Raw genomic sequence first — 24,684 nt, 5'->3', positions numbered from 1 at the left:
ATTTTTTTAATGTTATAATAACTATATGTATTATACTACTAAAATAACACTTATGGAGGTTTAAATGAAAAAGAAAAAAATATTATCATTACTTTTACTATCAACTATTTTAGTTAATTCCTTTAATATTTCATATGCAGATGAATTGTCCGATGTAGAAACAAAGGACAAGACTGTTTCTACCTATGAAGAATTTTCAGACGAGAATGAAGAAGAAACCTTAGAAACAACAATTAAGGATGAAATATCCCCTACTAATCCTACTAATGCTAAAGAAGACTTAAGTCCAAATGAAAGTCTATATGGTGCAAATGTAGATAACTCTGTTGATGAAGGTTCTGTTTTAGAGGATTTTTTAAATTCCAGTAATATAATTAAAAGAATTTCCGGAAGTACCAGAGTAGAAACAGCCATATCTATAAGTAAGTTTCAAAATATTCAAGCAGATAAGGTAATAATTGCCGATGCAAGAAAATATGCAGATGCTTTAAGCGGCTCTAGTTTAACCTTTGGAGAATATCCTATACTTTTAGTTGATGGATCAATTAATAATTCCATTATAAATGAAATAACAAGATTAAAGGCTAGTGAAGTTATTATTTTAGGTGGAAAAAACTCAATTAGTTTAAGTGTGGAAAACCAATTAAATAATATAGAAAATGTGGAAAAAGTAACTCGTATTTCTGGAGCTGATAGGTTTGACACTTCTGTTCAAATAAGTAAGAAAACCCTTAACAACAATTTAATAATAGCTTCTGGTGAATTTTTCCCAGATGCACTATCAGCTTCTATATTAGCTAAAAACAAGGCTGATTTAGTACTTACTACTAAAAATAAAATTTCTAATAGTCTTCTATATTCTCTTCAGGAATTTACTGGAAATAGTATAAATTTAGTAGGTGGAACTTCAACCATTAGTAATGATGTACTAAATAAGGTTAAAAATACTACAAATTTAAACACTATTAATAGAATATCTGGTTCTAATAGATTTGACACAAGTGTAAAAGTTGCATCTAGCGTTACAAATAATGGAACTGTAATAATAGCTTCTGGTGAATCTTTTCCAGACGCATTATCGGCTTCTACATTGGCACAAAAGATTAACGCACCAATACTACTAGTAGAGAAATATGTTATTGATAATTCAGTTATTAACTATATTAAAAATAATGATATTACAAAGGCAATAGTACTAGGTGGTGTTAACACTATTGCTGCAAATACTATGAATAATATTGAAAGGCTTATTTTAGGACAGGACATAGTAAATAATGCAAAACCTATAAGTCTTGGTGAATATGTTGTAATTAACAGCGAACAAAATACCTATATTTCTCCGGATTTGAATTCTAAAGTAGTTGGAAAATTTACTAATAATTTAATCCTTAAAGTTTTAGAACAAAATGATACTTGGGCAAAAGTAAATTATGATACAACTACCGGTTGGGTAGAGAAAAAATATTTTTCAAACTATTCCCCAACAACTTTTGGAAAAGTTGTCAATAAGGTGCCATATATAAGTCAATTAAAACCTGTATATGCCCCAAATGGTTGTGAGCCAACCTCTCTTCTAATGGGACTACAAGGTAAGGGCTACACAGATACTGGATTAAGAGCATTTTTAGATAATATGCCAAAACATTCTAGTAATCCACAAAAAGGATATGTTGGAATACCTTATAATTCTGTATCTGATAAATTCCAAACAATAGATCCTGAGCCTTTAGCTAATTATGGAAAGAAATATGGTAATGTTGTTAATATTCAAGGTGCAACTATTAACGATATAATTCGAGAAATCCAAAATGGTAATACTGTTGTTGCTTATGTTACATTATTTTGGAATAATCCAACCTATAAAACATTGCCTATTGAAGGTAAAAATACTAGAAGGATTTGGAATAATCATGTTGTTTTAATTACAGGATACGACCCTAAAGCCGATTCTTTTTACATTGCAGATCCTTATAATCATGAAAAAGCTGGAGCTAATAGAAATAAATCATTTTATTATTGGAAAAATCGTAGCACTGTAGAAAGATTATATAATTATAGAAAGTTTGCAGTAGTAATAAGATAATGAAATATAGTAACGAATTTATAAATAATTTAAAAAAGGACGAAATTGTTCTTTCAATTAATACAACAGGTATTAATCGTAAAAAGAATAAAATATTTTTAATTAATTTAATAACAGGTGAAAATCAAATTATCCAATATTTTATTGATGAAAATTCTAAAGAAGACTTAGAAGAATTTATTAATATTATCGATAATAGAAAATTAATAACTTTTAACGGTGAATCCTTTGACCTACCATTTTTAAAAGAGCTGTTAAAGAAGAATTCTTTAGATTTAATATATAGGAGCAGTTTTGACACTTATTTATTTTTAAAAAAATATAATTTTAATCCTCTAAATAGTTATAGTATAAAAAATGTATATACAAATTTATCTAGTAAAAATTATAACTTAGGAAATATTAAGGATAATATAAAATTATACAAAACTTATTTAGAAAACAAAGATTCTAATTTTTTGGAAAAACTACTTTATGAAGGCAGACTATCTGTAATATACAGATACGAAATATTTAATTCTTTAATGGAAAAATTAATAAAAAATACTATAGATTTTAGTATTTATGGACTAAACTTTAAAGTAGCTCCTTATAATTTTAAAATAAGTAAAAATATTTTAAATATTTCCTTATATAATTTGCAAAAAAATACTTTAGACTTGGAATTTAATTCTAAATATTATTCAATTGCTAATAGTGAAAATTTTTTAATTTTAAAATTTAAAGCTCTTACTGGTTTAATTGATTTTAAAACAAATGCTACTTGTGTAATTTATCCAGATGTTTTTAATATAAAAAACATCTATCCTAATATTAAAGATAATCTTATACCTATATTTATAGATGAAAAATATAATATAGAGCTTATTAAAAATATTGTAATTAACAGTTTAAAAAATATAAAAAACTATGCCTAAAAGCATAGTTTTTATATTTTTATTCATTCATTAAACCTAATCTATCAAATATATAAAATAAAAGACTTAAAATTACCGCTACTAATGAGGACAATACCATTCCTGATAATTGTATTCCTGCAAAATTAACTTGTAAACCACTTAATCCTGTTACAAACACCACTGATGTTAATATTAAATTCTTAGATTTACTATAATCAACTTTTTCATCTACTAATAATCTTATTCCTGATGAACCTATCATTCCATATAATAAAAATGTAACGCCACCTATAACATCTCCTGGTATTGTTTGAATTAAAGCTGATAACGGCCCTATAAACGCCATTAAAATAGATATAACTGCAGCACCGGCTATAACATAAACAGAATATACTCCTGTAACTGCCATTACTCCAATATTTTCTCCATAAGTAGTAGTTGGTACTCCTCCCACCATTCCAGATACAGCAGTTGAAAAGTTATCTGCAAATATACTTCTATGAAGTCCTGGGTCCTTTATTAAGTTTTTACCAATAATATTACTAGTAACTACCTGATGACTAATATGTTCCGATGTAATAACTAAAATAACAGGTAACATTGTAAGTATAGCCTTCATATCAAAAGCCGGTAATCTAAATGTAGGTAGAGTAAATAACTTAGCTTCTAAAACAGGTGTAAAGTCAACTAAATCTAAGGCAAAAGCCACTAAGTATCCTACTATAATAGCTATTAAAATTGGAATAGTAGCTAAGAATTTTTTAAATATTACCGAGCCGATTACAGCTACCAATAAAGTAACTAAAAATACAACTATGTGCTCCATTGAAGCATTTTCAGTCATAATTTCTGCACCAATTTGTCCACCTTTAACTGTAGCTCCTGCAAGTTCAAAACCTATTAACGAAACTACTGCTCCCATTGCAGCTGGAGGTAGAACAACATTAATCCAATCAGTTCCAAACTTATAAATAATTAAAGCTAATAAACAACCTAAAATTCCAATAGCAACAAAAGCCCCTTGAGCATACTCTGCTCCCATTGAATTAATTATTATTCCAGCTGGTCCTAAAAAAGCAAAACTGGAGCCTAAGTAAGCTGGTGCTTTCTTTTTAGTAATTAGAATAAATAATAATGTTCCTATACCATTCATTAATAAAACAATAGCTGGATCAAATTTCAAAACAATAGGAACTAATACCGATGCACCAAACATAGCAAATGTATGCTGTATACTTAGTGGCACCAACATTCCAAAAGGTACTTTTTCATCTACATCTATAATTCTCTTTGACATATTTCCTCCTTTAATATTCTTTAATCTTTATCATTTTACAATGTAATATTGATTTTTACAAGCTTTCAATTTGACTTTCCATTTATGTAATGATAGACTTATTGTAATAATTACAAAGGGTGATAATATGGATACTAATAACTTGAAAAATATGTTGATTGACGCAAATATTAAGCCTACATTTCAAAGATTAAAAATCCTAGAATATCTTAATTTAAATCATACACATCCTACTGTTGATGAAATATATATTAATCTATGCCCTATTATTCCAACACTTTCTAAAACAACAGTATATAATACTTTGAAATCATTTGTTAAGGCAAAAATTGTAGATGAAATTAAAATTGAAAATACGGAAATTAGATACGATATAGTAACTGATCCCCATGGACATTTTAAATGTAAGAAATGTGGTACTATATATAATTTTAATTTTCCTTATAATTTAATAGATTCTGAAGAATTAAAGGATTTTGAAATCGATAGTAAAAATGTATATTTAAGTGGTACTTGTCCAAAATGTCAAGAAATTGAAATATAATAAAAAATCCAGTTGCAAATTTGCAACTGGATTTTTTATTTATAGATAATATTTTTTACTTACTGTTAAATCATCATTTAATTCTAATACTAAAGGTTCACCTGTTGGTATTTCCAATTTCATTATTTCATCATCAGAAATGCCTTCTATATGTTTCACTAACGCTCTTAGTGAATTTCCGTGAGCCGCAACTAAAACTGTTTTATTATCTAGTACTAAAGGAGCTATCTGATCTTCCCAAAAAGGTATTACTCTTTCCAGTGTAACTTTTAAATTCTCACCAAGTGGAACGGTTCCTTTTGGTAAATTTGCATATTTTCTATCAAATACCTGTTCTTCAGTACTTAATAGTGGAGGAAGTACATCATAGGATCTTCTCCATTGATGAACTTTTTCATCACCATATTTTTCTGCAGTTTCTTTTTTATTTAATCCCTGTAAAGCGCCATAATGTCTTTCATTTAATCTCCAAGATTTGATTTCTGGAATCCATAGTTGATTTGACTCTTCTAGCACAATATGACAGGTTTTAATAGCTCTCTTCAAAACTGAAGTAAAAGCTAGATCAAATTCAATTCCTGCTTCTTTAATTTTTTTACCAGCATTTTCTGCTTGTTTATATCCCTCATCACTTAAATCTACATCGACCCAGCCTGTAAATTTATTTTCTAAATTCCATTCACTTTGACCATGTCTAACAAAAACTATTTTTTTCATAATATCTGCTCCTTAATAAAATTATATAATTAAATAGATATTTATTACTTTAATACCCCACTTTTATTTAATATTTTCAAAAATAAATAAGTGATTAATACATCTATTGGATATTTCCCAATTTTAGTTATATATATTGCCTTAGTTAATAATAAATTTTTAGAATATAATATATAAATCCAAGTTGGTGTCATTATAAAAGAAACTAATATAAGTTGTATAAAAAATGCAACAACTATTCTTTTAAGACTAATTTGTTTCTTATGAAAAAACACACCATATATAAACCCTTCTACCATAGCATTTAAGGTAAATCCTATAAAAAATAAACCTTTAGGAAACATTACTGCTCCTATAATATCACCTATTCCCCCTACTATTACTGCCGGCATAGGTCCATATAAATAACCTACAACAACTAAGGCTAAAAATTGAAAACCTATCATTATAGTATTTCCAAATAAGGGTATTTCAAATAGACTCAACACTACATTCAAAGCTATCATTATTGCACATATAACTAAATTTCTTACATTTTTAAGCTCTTTAATATTAAACCACTCTTTTATAATTGACATTTACTCACCTTTTTTAAACTTCAATTTTAATATTCTTCTACCTATAATAAAATATATAACAGAGGAAATAACTCCTTGCAATAAATCATAAGGTATTGATGTTAAACCAGTAATAAAACTTCCTATTATTAACGATCCAGATATATAATACCCAATAACGAGAATAATTATCGCTAAAATTATTCCAATTAAATTTTTAATTCCATAAAATTTACTCTTATAGGCAAATTGTCCTACAATAAATCCCATTAATCCCTTTATAATTAAGGAAAATATTGCCCATTGTGCTCCACCGGACAAAATATCAGCTAGGGCTGATCCTATTCCACCAGATAAAGCTCCTATGGCAGGTCCAAATAAACTTGCTCCTAAAAAGATGAACAAATCTCCAAAATTTATGTATCCTGAAACTGCTGGAATTGGAATTCTTATAATTATTGTACCTATTATTACCAATGAAGTTAATAAAGCACAATAAATTAATTTTTTTAATTTATTATCCATAAACAAACACTCCAAATAATTCAAGAAAAAGCAAACACAACACTAAGTGTTGTGTTTGCTATTTTTCTTGAATAATATCTTTAACCTTCATTAATCTTGTTATTGTTGCTCTTTCATTTTCGTCTAATTTACTACGAATATATTTTATAGTTTCCTCTAAGTCTGGAATTGTTCTATATTCCAATGCATTTACTCTTCTTCTTGTCTTTTCTAGCTCTTTTGCCATTAACTGACAAGCTTTTTCTACTTCTGCTAATTCTAGAAGTTTATCCATAACCTTGTCTAAACCCTCTATTGCATAATCTAAATCAGCTGAAGTTTGAGCATAACCATAAGGATAAATACTTCCTGTATCATCTATTTCAGTCTTAATAAATTTCATAACAGGTATATTCACACTCATTATATTTTTTGTAGTAATATCAACATCTATATTTTCTTTTGGAAAAGAAACAGCTTCATCAAGAAATTCCGGACTCATTATAGCAGATGCAAGCAAAAAATCTTTAAAGGAATTACTTAACTCTTCTTCTACTTCAAGTCTTAATTCCTTATTTTTCCTAATTAAGCTAATAAAACGTCTCATTAACTCATCTTGCTTATCTTTCAATAATTTATGTCCCCTAGTAGAAGTAGCTAGTCTTTCTTTTAATTCCGATAAGACCATTCTAGTAGGATTTACATTTAGCTTAGCCATCTAATCATCCCCTTGAGAGTCATCCAAATATTTATCTAAATATTCATCCCTTATTCTCTTTAGTTCAGATCTTGGAATTAATCTTAATAATTTCCAACCAAGATTTAATGTTTCTTCTATGGATCTATTGTTATAATAACCTTGATTTACATATTCTTTTTCAAATTCTTCAGCAAATTTTGAAAAGGCCTTATCTGCTTCAGATAATGCACTTTCTCCAAGAATAACAGCTAAGTCTCTTGCTTCTCTACCAGATGCATATCCTGCATATATTTGGTTCATTGTATCAGCATGATCTTCTCTTGTTTTGCCTTTACCAATACCCTTATCTTTCAATCTTGAAAGTGAAGGAATAACAAAAATTGGAGGCTCAATACCGGACTTATATAAATCTCTTGATAATATTATTTGTCCTTCTGTAATATAACCTGTTAAGTCTGGAATAGGATGTGTAATATCCTCTTCAGGCATTGTTAAAATTGGTATTTGAGTTATTGAACCATTTCTTCCTTTAATTCTTCCAGCTCTTTCATATATTGTAGAAAGGTCGGTATATAAATATCCTGGATAACCTCTACGACCTGGAACTTCCTTTCTAGCTGCTGAAACTTCACGAAGTGCTTCTGCATAGTTAGTCATATCTGTTAAAATAACAAGAACATGCATTCCTTTTTCAAAAGCTAAGTACTCAGCACATGTAAGTGCCATTTTAGGTGTTGCAAGTCTTTCTATGGCAGGGTCATTTGCCAGATTCATAAATAATACAGCTCTATCAATAGCTCCTGTTTCAGTAAAATCATCTATAAAGAATTGTGCTTCCTCAAAAGTAATTCCCATTGCAGCGAAAACTACAGCAAACTTGTCACCTTTACCTAAAACTTTAGCTTGTCTAGCAATTTGTACTGCAACATTGTTGTGTGGAAGTCCTGAAGCTGAGAATATAGGTAGCTTTTGTCCTCTAACTAAAGTATTTAATCCATCTATAGTGGAAATTCCCGTTTGAATAAATTCAGAAGGATAATCTCTAGATACTGGATTAATAGGTGAACCGTTAATATCTATTTTCTTTTCAGGTATGATTTTAGGTCCATTATCCATTGGAGAACCTAAACCATCAAATACCCTACCTATCATATCGCCTGAAACACCTAACTCTAAAGGTCTACCTAAAAATCTAACAGTTGTGTCCCTTAAGTTAATCCCTGAAGAACCTTCAAAGATTTGAACCATTGCTTTATCTTCTTCAATTTCAATAACACGGCCTCTTCTTTTTTCACCATTTTGTAATTGAATATCTACAAGTTCTTCATATTTAACTCCATCAACACCTTCTACTACCATGAGAGGGCCTACTACTTCCGTTACAGATTTATAATCCTTAAGCATTTACAGTCCCTCCCTTTTCCACTAATTTTTTAAATTCAACTTTTAAATCTTCTTTTAATTCATCAAATTTATTTAATTCATTTTCTGGAATATTTTTAGCTCTTGCTATTCTATCTTTAATTGGCATAGTTTCTATTTCAGAAGTATAAACACCTTTATCTAAAGCTTCTAATGCTAAATCATAAAATTCTAAAATAACATCTAGCATTTTATACTGTTTATCCAATGAACAATAGGTGTCTACTTCATGGAAAGCATTTTGTTGTAAAAAGTCTTCTCTAATGGATTTAGTAATTTCAAGTTTTAATTGATCTCCATCTGAAAGTGCATCTCTACCTACAAGTCTAACTATCTCTTGAAGTCCAGATTCTTCTTGTAACAATGCCATAGCTCTAATTCTATCTCTTGAGAAATTCTCATTTACATTTTCATCTAAATATTTATCAACTTTAGTTTGGTATAGAGAATATGAGTTTAACCAGTTAATAGCTGGGAAATGACGGCTATAGGATAGTGCATAATCAAGTCCCCAGAAAACTTTTACAATTCTCAATGTTGATTGAGAAACAGGTTCAGAAATATCTCCTCCAGGAGGTGATACAGCTCCGATTACTGTTAAAGCTCCGATTCTATCATCATCACCTAAGCATTCAACTTTTCCCGCTCTTTCATAAAAGTCTGCTATTCTTGATGCTAGGTATGCAGGGTAACCTTCGTCACCAGGCATCTCTTCAAGACGTCCTGACATTTCTCTAAGAGCCTCTGCCCATCTTGATGTTGAATCTGCCATCATTGCTACTGAATATCCCATATCTCTAAAGTATTCTGATATTGTTATTCCTGTATAAATTGATGCTTCCCTTGCTGCAACAGGCATATTTGATGTATTTGCAATAAGTACTGTTCTTTTCATTAGTGATTCGCCTGTTTTTGGGTCAATAATTTCCGGGAACTCCATAAGTACGTCAGTCATTTCGTTTCCACGTTCTCCACAACCTACATATACAACTATTTCAGCATCGGCCCATTTAGCCAATTGATGTTGAACTACTGTTTTACCTGAACCGAAAGGTCCTGGTATAGCTGCAGCTCCCCCTTTAGTAACAGGGAAGAATGTGTCAATAACCCTTTGTCCTGTAACTAATGGTTCTGTTGGATCCAGTTTTTTCTTATACGGTCTACCTTGTCTAACTGGCCACTTTTGAATCATAGTTAATTCTTTTTCACCATTTTCAGTTTTAATAACAGCTACTACCTTATCAACTGAAAAACTACCTTCTTCTATTTTAGTTAAAGTACCTTCTACTCCCATTGGAACCATTATTTTATGATTAACTATAGGTGTTTCTTGAACAGTACCAATAACATCACCTGGCTTTAAAGTATCTCCTACTTTTGCAACTGGAACAAAATCCCATTTCTTTTCTCTGTCTAATGCATTTACCTCTACACCTTTTGTTAAGAAGTCTCCTGCTGCATCTTGAAGAGCTTGTAAGGGTCTTTGAATTCCATCAAACATCTGCTCAATTAAACCTGGTCCTAATTCTATTGATAACGGAGATCCTGTTGTTATAACGGTATCTCCAGGTCCTATACCAGTAGTTTCTTCATATACTTGAATAGAGGCTTTGTCGCCTCTCATTTCTATAATTTCTCCAATGAGCTTATCTTCTGAAACTTCAACAACATCATATACGTTTGCATCTTCCATTCCTTCAGCTACAACTAAAGGTCCGGAAACTTTTATTATTTTTCCTGCTTTCAATATAAGCTCTCTCCTTTATAAAATATTAGATCCAACCGCTCTTTCTACGTTTTTATTAATATTTTCCATACCAATATTCAAAGTTCCTTGATTTGATGGTATTAATATTACGGCTGGCGTAATTTCTGCATTATATCTTTCAATAGTCTCCGGTATTAAACTAGCTAGTTGCTCTGTAATAAATATTACACCGTAACCATCTTTTGCTATACCGTCAACTACTTTTCTAGCTTCCGTAGCTTCATAAGCTATATATACATGAACTCCTAAAGCTCTAAAACCAAGAACTGAATCTCTATCTCCTACTACGGCTACTTTATACATAACACTCACGTAACCTTTCTCTAGTAAATTTTGCCGGTAGATTATTAAGCTTAGAAACAAAAATAATTCTTAGGTTCTTAACTTCATTTTCCTTTGCCAGTAAATAAGCAAAAGCAACTTCAGGACCATATGTAATTTTTTTTGCCTCTTTTATAACTTCTACCAGATAATCATCCATACTTTTTTCAAAATCTGAAAGACTTTTTGTCATATTATATTCTTTTAGACTTTCTCTTAAATGATAATAAATTCTAGAACTTTTAAACAAAGCACTGTTTTCATCAATTTTACTAAAAAGGAAATCTCTATACTTATCCTTCGGTATAGCCCCACCTTCGATTATAACTCTGTCTAAAAAATTCAAATCTCTCTTTTGATTCTGACATCTTAATAGTGTTCTAATATTAGTAAAATCTATTAAATCTTCAACATAGATTTTAAATAAATCAATATCTAATTCTTCTGCTACTTCCTTTAGATTTTTAAAATATTCCTTATCTATTAAAATATCTATATTTTGTGGATCCTTATATTCTAAGAACTCATCATATACTGCATTTATAACTCCAGAATATCTATCATCTAGAGATGATCTATCACCTGTTGCAAATTCTTCTTTTAATTTTTCAAAATCAAAATTTCCAAAATTAATATACATTCTAGAATAATTTAATCCACTTATTTTTTCTTTAAGAATAACTTTTAAATTGTGATACTCATATTTCATTGATATTAAATCAACTACTTCAGGACTAGGTAATAATTCATAAAAAGTTCTGAAGGTATTATTTAATGCATCCTTTAATGCAATTTCATAATCTTCACTTCTTTCTAGCTTACTTACACTAGCTTGATATACGGTATCGTTTAAAAGCCTTAAAGCATCATCTAAGGAGTCAGATTCTATCATTCTTTCTAATTGACTTTTAGTAAGTAGGCTTTTTTCATAGATTCTTGTTGTTGTAGAACTTTGGATAAACTTATTTCTATCCATCATTCCCTCCTATTCCGAAAATAACTTTTCAGCTATATAGCTTTCCAAGTCATCTTTCATATAGTCTACTAAACTTGAAAAGTCATTATTTAATACAGAATTTCCCTCTAATATAGAAAATCCACTTTCTACATATTTATCTGAAATCTTATTTTTTAATCCTAATGATTTTACAACATCTACTCTGTTTTTTTGAACCATTATTTCAACATCATCTCCAACATTTGAAGATTTTATTGTTTTAAGTAGAATATCTGTATAGGATTTATCATCAATATTTTTAAGTTTTTCTTTAACTATATCTATTATTTTAGAAATTACCTCTTGTTTAGCTATAAGTAAAGAATCCCTTGCCTTCAAATTAGCATTATTAGTTGTTTTATCAACTAATTGTTCAGCTTCTTCATTAGCTTTGGAAATTATTTCCTCTTTTCTTTCCTTAGCTTGTTTTTCCATTTCAGATATATGTTTATTTTTATTATTTTCAGCTTCATTCAAAATCTTTTCACTTTCAGCTTCAGCATCTTGTAAAATAGTTTGAATAATATTGTCTAAATTTGACATTTTCTCACATCCTATATTTGTTGTGAAACCATTAAGAATGAAATAGCAAATGCTAATATTGCATACATCTCAACCATTACTGCAAAAACTATACCTTTAGCTTGTTGCTCTTCATTTTTAGCTAATATATTTAAACCAGCTACTGATACTTTAGCTTGTGCTATTGCTGAGGTTAAACCACCAATTCCAACAGGTAATGCTGCTCCAACATAATATAATCCTTGTGCTAAAGTAACTCCTTCAGGTATTTTAAATAAGATTAAAAGTCCAATTACGAAACCATATAAACCTTGAGTACCTGGTAATAATTGAAGTACTAAGGACTTACCAAACTTTTCCGGTTCTTCTATAACTATACCTGCAGCTGCTTCCCCTGCCATTCCAACACCTTTTGCTGATCCCATACCAGATAAAAATACTGCTAATGCTACTGCTAATGCTGTAAAAACAACTCCACCATTTTCAATAAAAAATTCAGTCATTATAATTCCTCCTAATTATTTTCTTTTTTAATATTAAAATATTTAGATTTTTCTACTAATCCCTTAAAGGCTTTACCTCCACCTTCATAGAATTTATTAAACATTTCTACATAAATAAGTCTTGCTGAGTGAACATAAGCACTTAAGTATGATAAGAATATATTGAACAATTGGAAAACTAGGAAAATTACTACACCTGCTAATATCCCAGCTATTCCTGCTCCAAATAACATACCAACTATTTGGTTTACTGCTAATGCAATAAAACTTCCTGAAAGTCCTAATGCCATTAATCTTAAATAAGATACAAAATCTCCAACATAACTTGTAATACCATAAACCTCGTTTAAACCTAGGAAAAATTTTCCAACAGGTGTTTTAGCTTCCCTACCATTTGTTAATAGTATACCTATTAAGCCAGCAATTAATAATCCTGCACCTATCTTAGTTATAGAGCTACCTACAACTCCAGCATATCCTAATAGGGCCATAATCATTCCAATTAATGCCATATACCAAAAACCAACATCAAATATTGCTCCTAATACATCTTTATCTCTAATTTGCATATAGGCTTTGATACCTAAGGCGAAAAATATATGAATTCCTCCAAATATTAAAGATACAATTATTACTGGCATCGGTTGTTCACCTGGATTTAATAATGCTTTATAAGGTAAAGACATACCAAATGCAGAAGCATATATTAACCCCCAGAACATTGTTGTAATACTTAGGTAATTGAAAAATTTAATATTATTTCTCATACCCTCTTTAAGATTGAAAAATTTCAATGCTATTAAGGTACCTATAAATAAGAAAGCACCATATCCAAAATCGCCAACCATCATACCTGCAAAAAATGCATAAAATGGTGCAAATAAAGGTGTAGGATCTATTTCATTATATTTTGGTAAAGAGTACATTACTGTTAAAGATTCAAAAGCTCCTGCAAATTTTCCATTCTTTAATATAATTGGAACATTTGGATCATCTTTATCTGCTTCTTCTACTTCTAAATAATACCTATCTTCTAATATTTTATTTACTCTTGTTTTAAATTCTTCTTCTAAATCTGTAGGAACATAACCTTCTATTACATTTACTCTGTCTGTTTTAACAAAGTTTTCTACTGAAGTTTCTCTTAATCTTACATTTGTTAAAAATTCATAGTAAACTTCAATATCTTCTAAAAATTTGACATTATCTTTAATAATATCCTCTTGTTGTAATATTATTTTATTACTATTTTCTAAATCTTTTTGTAACTTAGAAATATCTTCTTTAACTATGCCACTAGTATTTATTCTTACGCTGTTAAATCCATTTTTTCTTAATATTTCTAAATCCCTACTTTTTTCTTCCAAGTTGCTAATAAATACAATATAGACATTTCCCTTGTCTTCGCTAACAACCTCAATTACAGCATTGTCTATATCCTTATAGTCATTTCTTAAATTCTCCATATAACGACTTGGAACAACACCGGTAGTTACAAAAACCTTTTTGAATCCATATAGTTCAGCTATAGGAATATTAATTGAACTCCAAACTTTCAACTCATCTATTTTGAGTTTCTTATTATGTATCTCTTGTTTGTTGTTCTCAATAATATCACTTGCTCTTAGTAGATTTTTATAAATTGGTTTAAAATCAAACTTACTACCTTTTTCTTTAATTTCTTCAAAGGAATAGGTAGCCACGCCTTCTTTTAAAGATTTAAGCATACCATCTTTTTCCTTATATTTCGATAATAGATCAATTGACCAATTTACTTTAGTAAGCTCTTCATTTACAGCATTTACTTCATTATCTACTATAACCTGTTCTAGTGATTCAAATTTTTCTTCATCTGACTTAGACAAATTATTAAAATGTACAAATTCAAAGTCTTGAAGTTCTTTTAGAAGATTACTCCTATCATAATTAAATGCAAGTAAATTAAATTTACTCATTTTAACTATTGCCATAATTCTTCACAATCCTCTCTACAATAGAATCTGCAATACTATTTAAATCATCACCATTTGTATTTAAAATTTTTTGAGATTCATTTTCTGCATTTTTCAATATAGGAGCTTCTATTTCTTTACTTTTCTTCTTAGCAAGCTCAAGAATCTTTTGTCTTTCAAGTTCAGCTTCTTTAACAATTTCATCGTATTTTTCCTTACCTTGAACTTTCATCTGTTCTTGAATTTCAAACGACTTATCCTTTGCATCATTAACTAAAGTCTCAGCTTTAATCTCAGCATCTTTAATTTTATTGATTGCATTGGATGACATATATTCACCCCCTTGTTGATAACGATTTCAGAATTTTACATACTTATGGCAATGACTAGATTACAACATTTGTAGAAGTATGTTAAAATAAACATCCCCCCCCCATTATAAATCATTACCATAAATAAATATTAACACATTAAAAACTAATTATCAATTTTAATTTTTCATACCAATTACAAATATATTTCATATTATTTTGTTCCAAATAATCTATCACCAGCATCTCCTAGTCCTGGTAAAATATATCCATGGTCATTTAATCTTTCATCTAAACCTGCTACATAAATAGGTACGTCCGGATGTGCATTATGAACTACTTCAATTCCTTCAGGAGCTGCTATAATATTAACTAATTTTATAGACTTAGCACCTCTGTTTTTTAAGTATTGAATAGCGGCAGCTGAAGAACCTCCTGTTGCTAACATTGGATCAAGCACTAATACTGTTCTATCTGCTATATCTGTTGGAAGTTTGCAGTAGTATTCTACCGGTTCTAAAGTTTCAGGATCACGATATAAACCAATATGACCTACTCTAGCTGCAGGTAAAATACTTAATATTCCATCTACCATTCCTAAACCAGCTCTTAATATTGGAACTATTGCCACCTTTTTTCCTGATAAAACTTTTGCCTTTGTTTTTTGTAAGGGAGTTTCTATTTCGATTTCCTTTGTTTCAAAATCCCTTGTAACTTCATATGCCATTAACATGGCTATTTCAGAAACTAAATCCCTAAATTGTTTTGAACCTGTATTTTTATCTCTTAAATATGTTAATTTGTGAGTAATTACAGGATGATCAAAAATCGTAACATTATTCATACTATTCCTCCTTTTTTAAACACTAACTATATATTATCACTTATGCTTTATAATGTTAAAGCTTTGTTAATAATTTTTTTATTAAACTATATATTTCATCTCTTGTTATATCATAAAAAGATTTGTCATATCCATAAGGATCTGTTATTTCTCCCTTTTCATCATCTACAAATTCTTTTAGTAAAAATATTTTTTCCTCATTTGGAAAATATTGTTTTAATATATCTAAATGACTATTACCCATAACTAAAACAATGTCAGCCCAATCGATTTTTTCTTTGGAAACCTGTGAAGAAATATGTCCTGTTATATCTATTCCTATGTCAGACATTGACAATATTGCATTTTTACTAGCATAATCTCCACTTGCTGCTATACCGGAGGATTTTGCTATATGAGTTAAGCCACTTTTTTTTGACATATCATTAAAGATGTATTCAGCCATTGGACTTCTACATGTATTTCCGGTACAAATAAATAATATATTCAATTATACTCTCCTTATATTATATGAAGAGGACTTTTTAAGCCTGTTCATAATACCTATTCCAATACCTTTTTCTTCTATACCTTCACAAATAATATGCTCTACTTTTAATTTATCAGCTAATCTTAAATTTCTAAATAAATTATGTGCCATTTCATTTAATCTATCTTTACTTCCTAAACTAAGAAAAATATCATGTTCTTTTAAAACACTACTATTCTCTTCAAATAGAAGATAAGCTATTTTCCTATTTGTATTTTTAGAATAGTTGTTTATATAATCTTTAACACCTTTATTATCCCCAATAATAACCTCCATACTAGCCTTTGGAGCATAGTGTTTATACTTTTGGCCAGGTGACTTTGGGATAATATCTTTAGAAAGTAATGAATTATCGTACACCACTTCTGCTAAATATTCTTCCAAATCATCTTTATCATAAAATCCTGGTCTTAGTATTGTATATGGTTTTTCAGTAACATCTAATACAGTAGACTCTATTCCTATACTCGATTGTCCACCATCTATTATTAAAGGTATTTTACCCTTTAAATCCTCATAAACATCATTTGCAGTAGTAGGAGATGGCCTACCTGAAATATTTGCTGATGGAGCAGCTACAGGTACTTTTGAAGCTTTAATTATCTTTCTTGCAACAATATGACTTGGCATTCTTATAGCAACGGTTTTTCCTCCTGCTGTAACAACTAAAGGAACAATTTTACTTTTATTGAAAATAACTGTTAAAGGTCCTGGCCATAAGTTTTCCAATAAGATTTTTACATCCTCTGGTAATTCCAAAATTAAATTATCTAATTCCCCAATTTCAGAAATATGAAGAATTAATGGATTATCTTGAGGTCTTCCCTTTACTTCAAAGATTTTTTTACAAGCCTCACTTGAAAGTCCATTTGCCCCTAATCCATACACAGTTTCTGTTGGTATTGCTACTAACTCATCTTTTCTAATTAAATCCGCTGCTTTTTCTATATATTTATAATTACTTTTTAAATTATCGACTTTTAGTATTTCTGTTTCCATTACTATCACTTTCTAAACAATTTATTGGATCCATATGAATTACAATTCTAACACCACATTGGTCTAAAATCTTATTTTCCAATTCATCAGCAACATCATGTACTTCCTTAAAAATTAAATTACATGGAAAATCTAAATGAACTGAACCAAAAACATTACCCTTTCCATATTCATGTAATTCTAAACTATGGACTCCTTGAACATTTTTCCCACTTAATAATATTTTTTCTATTTTATCTTCTAATTCATCAGGTGGGGCTTCTCCTAAAATTACATTTATAGAATCCAATGCAATATCATAACCGGATTTTAATATAATTATAGAAACTATAACTCCAATAAAGCCATCAAGATTAATATCCCCATATTTATATATTAAAATCGAAATAATAATTCCAGAAGTTGAAAAAATATCGTTTAGAGCATCTTTTGCCACACTAATAAGAGCTATTGAATCAATCTTCTTACCAATATGTTTATTATATCTGTACATGAAAAATTTAACACATATAGAAAAAACCAAAATTATTATCGATAGTAGATTAGTTTTAATTTCTTCCGGATAAACTATTTTTAAAACCGATTCCTTTAAAAGACTTATTCCTGTGAACAAAATAAAAAAGGAAACTACTAAAGAAGAAATGTATTCCGATCTTCCATGTCCATAAGGATGCTCCTTATCTGCAGGCTTTGCCGATAAAAAACTACCAATTAAAGTTACTATTGAACTCATTGAATCGGCTAAATTATTAAAGGCGTCCGAAACAACAGCTACAGAATTTATTACTAAACCTATAATTAATTTTGTTGTAAACAATAATAAATTTAAAAATAAGCCTATTATTCCTGACTTTTTAATATATCTATTTCTAATTTCCTTATTTTTCACATTTAACCTTCCTAAATTATATTTAAGCAATTTTATCATTACTTTTGCATAATAAAAAACCTAAATTTTTTAGGTTTTTATTTAAGATTATTTACTAATATCTACCCATGAAATATAGTTAGATAAAGTTTCTAATTCTTCAATTGTTAATTCTATAGAACTATTTTTACTTCCACATGCAGGATGAACCATGTCATATTCCTTTAATGAATTATCTAAATACACCTCAACATTATCCTTAATTCCAAAAGGACAGACTCCTCCTACTTCATGGCCTATTCTTTCTAAAGTTTCTTCTGGACTAAGCATTTTAGCCTTAGTTTTAAATTCATCTTTAAACTTTCTATTGTCTATTTTTTTATCTCCTGCCATAACTACTATTATAGCATTATCATTAACTTTAAAGGCTAATGACTTAGCAATTTGTCCTTCTCTACACCCTATTTGTTCAGCTGCCATTGAAACTGTTGAAATCAATTCATCATGAACCGATATTCTACTATCTAAATTAAATTTTTTAACATATTCCCTTGCCTTATTTAAACTCATAATTCCTCCGAAATATTATACCATATCTATAATTTCTAATTAATTATTTTCTATATACTATTTATATAATTGAACATTATTTATAAAATATTATATCACACCTATACTTTTTTATTGTAAAAAATATTGGTATATGCTATTATAATAAAGTATTGATTTGCCGGAGTGGCGGAATTGGCAGACGCGCGGGACTCAAAATCCCGTGGTGGCAACATCGTGCGGGTTCGACCCCCGCCTCCGGCACCATTAAACAACTAAATGTTGGAATTATAATAAATAAAATTGTAATTCTTAAAAAAATTTGTAGTAAATTATAAAAGACACGATTTTAAAAAATAGTGTCTTTTCTTATGCTTAAATACTATTTTCCATATTTATATAAAAATGTTTTCCCCTTATTTAATAACTTTTATCATTTTTACTTTTTCATCTATAGAAAGTATAATATATTTAATAGTACTTATAATATAAATTATATTTACAATACTAAAGGGTGATATTATGAATTCCAAAGCTGTCAGTAAAATTTCTTTAATCTACAAGATAATTTTTTCCCTTATTATTATTTCAGGATTTTTAATACGCTCACAATTCAATATATTGGTACTTTTTTCCTTTACAATTCTAAGTAATATATTTGTACTTGTTCTTACAATAGCAACTATTTATTTTAATTTTCAATCTAGAAACAAATATAGTGAAAATTTCCAAAAATTACGCTCCTTAAGTGTTATGTTAATTTTAACTACAGGTCTTATTTACCATTTTGTTATTTTACCTGAAAGCATTTCACAAGATTCTAATTATAATGTTTTTTTATACCATAATATTGTAGGACACTATGTCGTACCTTTAGGTATGTTTATAGATTGGCTACTTTTTGACGATAAAGGTCATATTTCCAGAAAAGAACCTTTAATATGTTTAAGTATTCCAATAGTTTATTTTCTACTATATATTATTTACTATACAGTTGGAAGCCTAATAAAAAGTAGTAATCTTTCTGCAATTTATTTTTTTATGGATGTAAATACTTTAGATTATATTCATCTTATAAAATGGGCTTTAGCCTTACTTTTATGTATTTTATTAGTTAACTATTCTATATATTTTCTAGATAAATTTCTATATAAAAAAGAAAATAAAAAACTAATAAACTAACTATTTCCAATGATTGTTCAAATATTACAAAATGAAACCATATGAAAATTACTCTCATATGGTTTTTATTGTCCCCATATACTCTTTTCTTGTTTTACTTCTTCTTTTTTGGATTTTTGGGAAACCACCCTTTTCTTACTCTTTCCCTTTGTTCAAATAATTCCAATATGCTCCATAAGCAAGTAAACCCCAAGACGCTTAAAATTGCTGACCAAAAGATTTCTTCAATATAAAAACCAAGAGCTATAAATATAAGACCTAAAATTGCAAAAATAGGCCAAATTTTTACTCCAAAATAGTATTCACCTTTAATAACTATTGGATGAAATATTCCTATAATTAAAAAAGTAACTAGTCCTATTACTACACCTTTCATTATGACCTCCTAAAAAAATAGTTACTATAATTTTACCCAGTATAGTAAATGATAATTTAAAACTTATAATTCTTATAAAGTTTCCTAACTAATTACCATATCTTTCTCTTCCCCACTAATTTGGAAGTAATTCTTTTAAGGTAATAATTTTCTTTAAGTCATAATCTACCATAATTTCCATATTTTCATTTTCAATATTTAATTGCATTAAAAATTCTCTACAGGCACCACAAGGCATTCCTCCCAAGTCCTTAGGTCTTTCATTTCGAAATACTATTAAACGATTTATTTTACTTTGCCCACTATTCATATACATATTTAAAGCTGCAACCCTTTCAGCACACAAGTCCATTACACCACAGGTACTTTCAATACAAAAACCCCTATAAATTTCTCCATTTCCTGCTTCAATAGCACAAACAACATGATGGGCATATACAAAAGGAGAAACTTCCCTTGGTTTATATTGTTTTTTGCTTCATAATAAAGTCTTTTCCATATTTCCATAAATTATTCCTTTCTATTTTTGAATTTCACTATATATTATTATAGTATATTAATACTAATTAAAAGTATAAGGCATAATAACCTTTTCTCTACTATCTGTTGGCATTTTTGAATTTTGCAAAAGATTACAGTAGGTAATACAATTTGTTCCATGTTTTTTTCTTATTGAATAAATAGTATTTTCTAATTTTATATTTCTTTCATGTTCTTTTATATTTTCGAACATACATACTTGAAAGGCATAATTATCATCTATTAAATCTATTGCCCTTATTGTAATAGTACGCAAATTACTACTCCAATCATATTGTTTAAACAATTCCATTGCAGCATTTGTTAATTCTAAAGATGAAAATGTAGGATAGGCTAATTTCTTTTGAAATGTTTTTCTAGTTAATAAATTACTTCTTATATTTATTGCAACTCCTGTTGCTAATAATTTATATTCTATTAACTTTCTTGAAATGTCTTGGGCTAGTTCTTGAAAAACATCCCTTACTTCGTCATTATTTACTAAATCAGATTTAGTTGTTATTCCATGTCCTATAGTTTTTACCGGTGGCTTGTAGTGGTAATCCCTTACTTTAGAATCATCTATTCCATTAGCCCATTTCCATATTTTAACCCCATTTATTCCTAAGATATTTTTTAATATATTAGGCTTTGTTTTAGCTATGTCTCCAATTGTTTTTATTCCGATTTTATTTAATTTATTTTTAGTGGACTTTCCTACCATTATTAATTCATCACATTTTAAAGGCCAAACAATATTTTTAAAATTTTCCTTATTAATAATAGTTATTGCATCTGGCTTTTTCATATCACTACCTAGTTTTGCAAAAACCTTATTAAAACTAACTCCTATACTTACAGTTAAACTTAGTTCTTTTTTTATTCTATTTCTTATTTCCTCTGCAATTTTTTCTCCCGATTCAAAGAGTTTAGTCGAACCTGTAACATCTAGCCAGCATTCATCCATTCCATAAGGCTCTACTTGATTTGTATAATCATAATATATATTGTGGGCTTTTCTTGAATAATATAAGTACTTTTCATAATGTGGAGGTAAAATTATTAAGTTAGGACATTTCTTTTTTGCCTCCCAAATAGCCTCGCCTGTTTTAACTCCCATTTTTTTAGCTTCTAAAGTTTTAGCAAGAATAATACCATGTCTATTTTCCTCGTCCCCTCCTACAGCTAAGGCCATACCCCTATACTCTGGATAATCAATTAATTCTACTGATGCATAAAAAGAATTCATGTCGCTATGTAATATTATCCTATTATTTTTCTTCATAGAATCATTCCTAAATAAAATTATCGAACATTTGTTCGTATATTTATTATATAATATTTGCTATAATATTCCAATAAAAAAGAGCCATTCTGACCTGAACCCCCAAATCCTTGTCCGGATTTAGGGGTTCAGGTCAGAATGGCTCTTTTTATAACTTATTTACATGTATGTTTTTTTATTATCTCCATAAATCTTTCATCATTAGAGTCCTCTTGTAGTTCATACTACACCTTTGAATCTCCATTTAACCCTATTATTTTAAAGCCTCTTTCTAAATCAATATTAATTGTTAATTTATCATTTATGGAAATTTTATCAGGTAGTATAGATTTAGTAATGTTATCCCCTTCAAGTTTTCTATAGTTTAAACTTTTCAATATATCTGAAATTTCTTTTATTTCTTCTTTGTCCCCTATTTCCAAAATACATTCACTTAAGCGATGAGTTATAGAGATATTATCTGTTGTTAAGTCCAAAGTTGCAAATATATTTTTTTCTACTATATCTTCTAATTCTTTTTCAACATTTTTTGAAACAGAATTTTCTCCACCAACAATTATTATATTTTTAATATTTTTATTGGTATTAATATATTCTTTAGTTTCTTTTGACAAGTTTTTTGGATTTGTAAGTAATATAGCTCCATTATTCATACTTGCCACTGATGCGGAAGCTAATCCATCTGGGTAATCTGTTCCATCAACTAGAACAATAGTGTCTATATCTTGATTTAAATAGGTTTTATATGCTTTCGCCACTTCTACAGCTGTACCATACCTATTAGAACCTGCTAATCTATGATATTCACTAATATTCGGAACAGATTCTAAGCCTCCAATTACCATATAGGAACCTTCCCAGCCACCATATGGCATTAGTGATGTTATGTTATTATAGTATAGATTTTTATGTATCATTTGCCCAATAAAAGGTGCGGAAGATAAGGAATCTGCAAAATTATAAGCATTTATTGACGCCACACTACCAGAACCGCCTGGTGAAGTATTTCCTATTAGTTTGTCTCTTTCTTTGGAAATGGCAACTGCTGTTTCTAATCTATCCTTACCAGCCAATCTTTTTATAGTTACAGCTAATTTTCCAATATCATTTTCTACTTTTTCACCAATAGTACCTGTACCACCAAGTAAGTAAATTGTTTCTACCTCAAGTCTCTTTATCTCATTTCTCACTAAATTTGGTAGTGAATTTTTAGAAATTAGTAGAATAGGAGCTTCTATTTGCGTAGCTAAGGTTCCACCAACTAATGCGTCCGGAAAATCTTCTCCACTGGCAACTATTACATATTTACTTCCTTTTGGAAAGGTTTTTCTACTAACCTCCACAGCTGTTTCGTACCTATCAGCTCCAGAAATTCTTGAAATATTTAAATCCCTTTCATTAGCTAATGATATTTTAGGGAATACCATTCCTAGAACAAACACTACAGATATAATTATTTTAAACAATCTCTTTTTCATTTTTCTTTCCCTCCTTGAATTATAGAAGATTAGACTATCAAATCAAACATTCCTAATGATTTAAATATAATACTTTCATAATGATAAATTTAAAATCTCCTCCTTTATAGTGAATATATATTCTAGGAATATTATTTAATATATTTGTCTAAAATTCCCTTAAGTCTATTTACTTCTGTTTCAAAAATATTGTTTAGTAGATACTGGGATTTTTCATCATTTATTTTAATAACATCTAAATTTCCACTACAGTATATAGAAAGATTTTCATTAAATTTTATTTTATACTCCATAGCGATTTCAAGAGGAGCATCATCTAATTTTCGATATTTAAATAATTTAAAATTATCTATTATTTCATTAATATCTTCCTTATTCCTAATTTCAGATATAATGTTTTCATCATACAAAACAAATAATTCTATTTTATCTGTAGTGAAATCATACTCCTTTAAGTCAGTTCTATATTCATTATATTTTTCTATTTCTTTAATATAGTCTTTCAAAAGACTGTTAATTTCTTCTACATCCTTATCTTCTGCTTCATATTGAATTCCTTCTTCACCTTTTATTGAAATAATTCTAAGTCCGGTACTTGGTTCAAAATAAATGGATATTTCATCATTAAACTTCATTTCATAAGGCATGGCTAATTTATAGATATTCTCTCCTGTTAATTTTGTGTATTCAATTTTTTTAAGGGCTTTTGTTATATTTTCAATCTCTTTGGCATCAGTTAGCTCTATTCTTTTTCCGTCTTCCAAAAACCAATCCGACAATACTATTTTTTCAGTTTCTAAATTATAATCTTTAAATATTTTTTTAGCCTTATTATTTATACAAGAAACCAATATCATAGAAATAATCAATAAAGTTATTAGTAAAATAAATCTTTTTTTCATAGCCTTTCTCCTTATTATATTTATACCCTTTATAATAAAAACAAGAAAAACTATGA

General features: G+C 28.7%; 27 protein-coding genes and 1 tRNA gene. 5 read left to right on the top strand and 23 right to left on the bottom strand.

All coding sequences use genetic code 11. The features are described 5' to 3' along the window. Window positions 1-64: 64 nt before the first annotated feature. On the top strand, window positions 65-2,083 hold the full coding sequence (locus tag WAO56_RS04780; protein WP_422145124.1) for a cell wall-binding repeat-containing protein: 2,019 nt from the start codon (window positions 65-67) through the stop codon (window positions 2,081-2,083). After that, window positions 2,083-3,000 (top strand): ribonuclease H-like domain-containing protein, encoded by a 918-nt coding sequence (locus tag WAO56_RS04775; protein ID WP_422145123.1) that lies wholly within the window; start codon window positions 2,083-2,085, stop codon window positions 2,998-3,000. The genes WAO56_RS04780 and WAO56_RS04775 overlap by 1 nt, the downstream gene beginning before the upstream one ends. Before the next feature lie 19 nt (window positions 3,001-3,019). On the opposite strand, the gene uraA is transcribed toward WAO56_RS04775, so the two are convergent. Next, window positions 3,020-4,279, bottom strand: coding sequence for a uracil permease (gene uraA, locus WAO56_RS04770; RefSeq protein ID WP_422145122.1), 1,260 nt, complete (start codon window positions 4,277-4,279; stop codon window positions 3,020-3,022). A 127-nt stretch (window positions 4,280-4,406) separates the two neighbouring features. Between uraA and WAO56_RS04765 the strand changes: the two genes are divergently transcribed. Then, complete coding sequence (locus tag WAO56_RS04765) at window positions 4,407-4,823, top strand: Fur family transcriptional regulator (protein WP_422145121.1); 417 nt, start codon at window positions 4,407-4,409, stop codon at window positions 4,821-4,823. 39 nt (window positions 4,824-4,862) lie between these two features. Here WAO56_RS04765 and gpmA read toward each other — a convergent pair whose 3' ends face one another. The 17 genes from gpmA to WAO56_RS04680 all read right to left on the bottom strand — a co-directional run bounded on the left by gpmA (window position 4,863) and on the right by WAO56_RS04680 (window position 18,907). Further along, the gene (gpmA, locus tag WAO56_RS04760) at window positions 4,863-5,540 is read right to left on the bottom strand and encodes a 2,3-diphosphoglycerate-dependent phosphoglycerate mutase (protein WP_422145120.1); all 678 of its coding nucleotides are present in this window, start codon (window positions 5,538-5,540) and stop codon (window positions 4,863-4,865) included. Window positions 5,541-5,584: 44 nt separating this feature from the next. Beyond that, window positions 5,585-6,118, bottom strand: coding sequence for a folate family ECF transporter S component (locus WAO56_RS04755; RefSeq protein ID WP_422145119.1), 534 nt, complete (start codon window positions 6,116-6,118; stop codon window positions 5,585-5,587). Next, window positions 6,119-6,622, bottom strand: a complete 504-nt coding sequence (locus WAO56_RS04750; protein ID WP_422145118.1) for an ECF transporter S component — start codon at window positions 6,620-6,622, stop codon at window positions 6,119-6,121. Between the two features lie 58 nt (window positions 6,623-6,680). Continuing rightward, window positions 6,681-7,319 carry a V-type ATP synthase subunit D gene (locus WAO56_RS04745; protein WP_422145117.1) on the bottom strand — a complete coding sequence of 213 codons (639 nt, stop codon included), beginning with the start codon at window positions 7,317-7,319 and terminating at the stop codon, window positions 6,681-6,683. After that, complete coding sequence (locus WAO56_RS04740) at window positions 7,320-8,705, bottom strand: V-type ATP synthase subunit B (RefSeq protein ID WP_422145116.1); 1,386 nt, start codon at window positions 8,703-8,705, stop codon at window positions 7,320-7,322. Beyond that, window positions 8,698-10,470 (bottom strand): V-type ATP synthase subunit A, encoded by a 1,773-nt coding sequence (locus WAO56_RS04735; RefSeq protein ID WP_422145115.1) that lies wholly within the window; start codon window positions 10,468-10,470, stop codon window positions 8,698-8,700. Before WAO56_RS04735 ends, WAO56_RS04740 begins: the two co-directional genes overlap by 8 nt. A 15-nt stretch (window positions 10,471-10,485) precedes the next feature. Beyond that, window positions 10,486-10,794 carry a V-type ATP synthase subunit F gene (locus tag WAO56_RS04730; RefSeq protein ID WP_422145114.1) on the bottom strand — a complete coding sequence of 103 codons (309 nt, stop codon included), beginning with the start codon at window positions 10,792-10,794 and terminating at the stop codon, window positions 10,486-10,488. Beyond that, on the bottom strand, window positions 10,787-11,788 hold the full coding sequence (locus tag WAO56_RS04725; protein ID WP_422145113.1) for a V-type ATP synthase subunit C: 1,002 nt from the start codon (window positions 11,786-11,788) through the stop codon (window positions 10,787-10,789). The genes WAO56_RS04730 and WAO56_RS04725 overlap by 8 nt, the downstream gene beginning before the upstream one ends. Before the next feature lie 9 nt (window positions 11,789-11,797). Next, window positions 11,798-12,352, bottom strand: a complete 555-nt coding sequence (locus WAO56_RS04720; RefSeq protein WP_422145112.1) for a V-type ATP synthase subunit E — start codon at window positions 12,350-12,352, stop codon at window positions 11,798-11,800. Window positions 12,353-12,363: 11 nt separating this feature from the next. Beyond that, window positions 12,364-12,834 (bottom strand): V-type ATP synthase subunit K, encoded by a 471-nt coding sequence (locus tag WAO56_RS04715; protein WP_422145111.1) that lies wholly within the window; start codon window positions 12,832-12,834, stop codon window positions 12,364-12,366. An 11-nt stretch (window positions 12,835-12,845) separates the two neighbouring features. After that, window positions 12,846-14,804, bottom strand: a complete 1,959-nt coding sequence (locus WAO56_RS04710; protein ID WP_422145110.1) for a V-type ATP synthase subunit I — start codon at window positions 14,802-14,804, stop codon at window positions 12,846-12,848. Then, window positions 14,791-15,117: a hypothetical protein gene (locus WAO56_RS04705; RefSeq protein WP_422145109.1), complete on the bottom strand. Its 327-nt coding sequence runs from the start codon at window positions 15,115-15,117 to the stop codon at window positions 14,791-14,793. Before WAO56_RS04705 ends, WAO56_RS04710 begins: the two co-directional genes overlap by 14 nt. 194 nt (window positions 15,118-15,311) lie before the next feature. Beyond that, entirely contained in the window at window positions 15,312-15,941 is a 630-nt protein-coding gene (gene upp, locus WAO56_RS04700) for a uracil phosphoribosyltransferase (RefSeq protein ID WP_422145108.1), read from the bottom strand. A 55-nt stretch (window positions 15,942-15,996) separates the two neighbouring features. Then, window positions 15,997-16,431 (bottom strand): low molecular weight protein arginine phosphatase, encoded by a 435-nt coding sequence (locus tag WAO56_RS04695; protein ID WP_422145107.1) that lies wholly within the window; start codon window positions 16,429-16,431, stop codon window positions 15,997-15,999. After that, window positions 16,432-17,469, bottom strand: a complete 1,038-nt coding sequence (locus WAO56_RS04690) for an L-threonylcarbamoyladenylate synthase (RefSeq protein WP_422145106.1) — start codon at window positions 17,467-17,469, stop codon at window positions 16,432-16,434. Then, window positions 17,441-18,358 carry a cation diffusion facilitator family transporter gene (locus WAO56_RS04685; RefSeq protein ID WP_422145105.1) on the bottom strand — a complete coding sequence of 306 codons (918 nt, stop codon included), beginning with the start codon at window positions 18,356-18,358 and terminating at the stop codon, window positions 17,441-17,443. The genes WAO56_RS04690 and WAO56_RS04685 overlap by 29 nt, the downstream gene beginning before the upstream one ends. A gap of 87 nt (window positions 18,359-18,445) precedes the next feature. Continuing rightward, on the bottom strand, window positions 18,446-18,907 hold the full coding sequence (locus tag WAO56_RS04680; protein ID WP_422145104.1) for a YbaK/EbsC family protein: 462 nt from the start codon (window positions 18,905-18,907) through the stop codon (window positions 18,446-18,448). 159 nt (window positions 18,908-19,066) lie between these two features. On the opposite strand from WAO56_RS04680, the gene WAO56_RS04675 reads away from it, so the two are divergent. After that, a tRNA-Leu gene (locus tag WAO56_RS04675) sits at window positions 19,067-19,153 on the top strand. A gap of 255 nt (window positions 19,154-19,408) precedes the next feature. Next, on the top strand, window positions 19,409-20,068 hold the full coding sequence (locus tag WAO56_RS04670) for a Pr6Pr family membrane protein (RefSeq protein WP_422145103.1): 660 nt from the start codon (window positions 19,409-19,411) through the stop codon (window positions 20,066-20,068). Window positions 20,069-20,162: 94 nt separating this feature from the next. On the opposite strand, the gene WAO56_RS04665 is transcribed toward WAO56_RS04670, so the two are convergent. From WAO56_RS04665 to WAO56_RS04645, 5 genes are all read right to left on the bottom strand, one after another. Further along, window positions 20,163-20,444 (bottom strand): DUF4491 family protein, encoded by a 282-nt coding sequence (locus WAO56_RS04665; RefSeq protein WP_422145102.1) that lies wholly within the window; start codon window positions 20,442-20,444, stop codon window positions 20,163-20,165. A 115-nt stretch (window positions 20,445-20,559) separates the two neighbouring features. After that, on the bottom strand, window positions 20,560-20,817 hold the full coding sequence (locus WAO56_RS04660; RefSeq protein ID WP_422145143.1) for a hypothetical protein: 258 nt from the start codon (window positions 20,815-20,817) through the stop codon (window positions 20,560-20,562). Window positions 20,818-21,006: 189 nt separating this feature from the next. Next, window positions 21,007-22,248 carry a DNA polymerase IV gene (gene dinB, locus WAO56_RS04655; RefSeq protein ID WP_422145101.1) on the bottom strand — a complete coding sequence of 414 codons (1,242 nt, stop codon included), beginning with the start codon at window positions 22,246-22,248 and terminating at the stop codon, window positions 21,007-21,009. Between the two features lie 224 nt (window positions 22,249-22,472). Next, on the bottom strand, window positions 22,473-23,726 hold the full coding sequence (locus WAO56_RS04650) for a cell wall-binding repeat-containing protein (RefSeq protein ID WP_422145100.1): 1,254 nt from the start codon (window positions 23,724-23,726) through the stop codon (window positions 22,473-22,475). A 131-nt stretch (window positions 23,727-23,857) separates the two neighbouring features. After that, the gene (locus WAO56_RS04645; RefSeq protein WP_422145099.1) at window positions 23,858-24,628 is read right to left on the bottom strand and encodes a hypothetical protein; all 771 of its coding nucleotides are present in this window, start codon (window positions 24,626-24,628) and stop codon (window positions 23,858-23,860) included. Between the last annotated feature and the right edge of the window lie 56 nt (window positions 24,629-24,684).

The sequence above is a fragment of the Miniphocaeibacter sp. genome (assembly GCF_049276255.1).
Lineage (GTDB): Bacteria > Bacillota > Clostridia > Tissierellales > Peptoniphilaceae > Miniphocaeibacter.
Note: the sequence above shows the minus strand (reverse complement) of the source record. Positions and strands in the feature narration are given on the sequence as shown.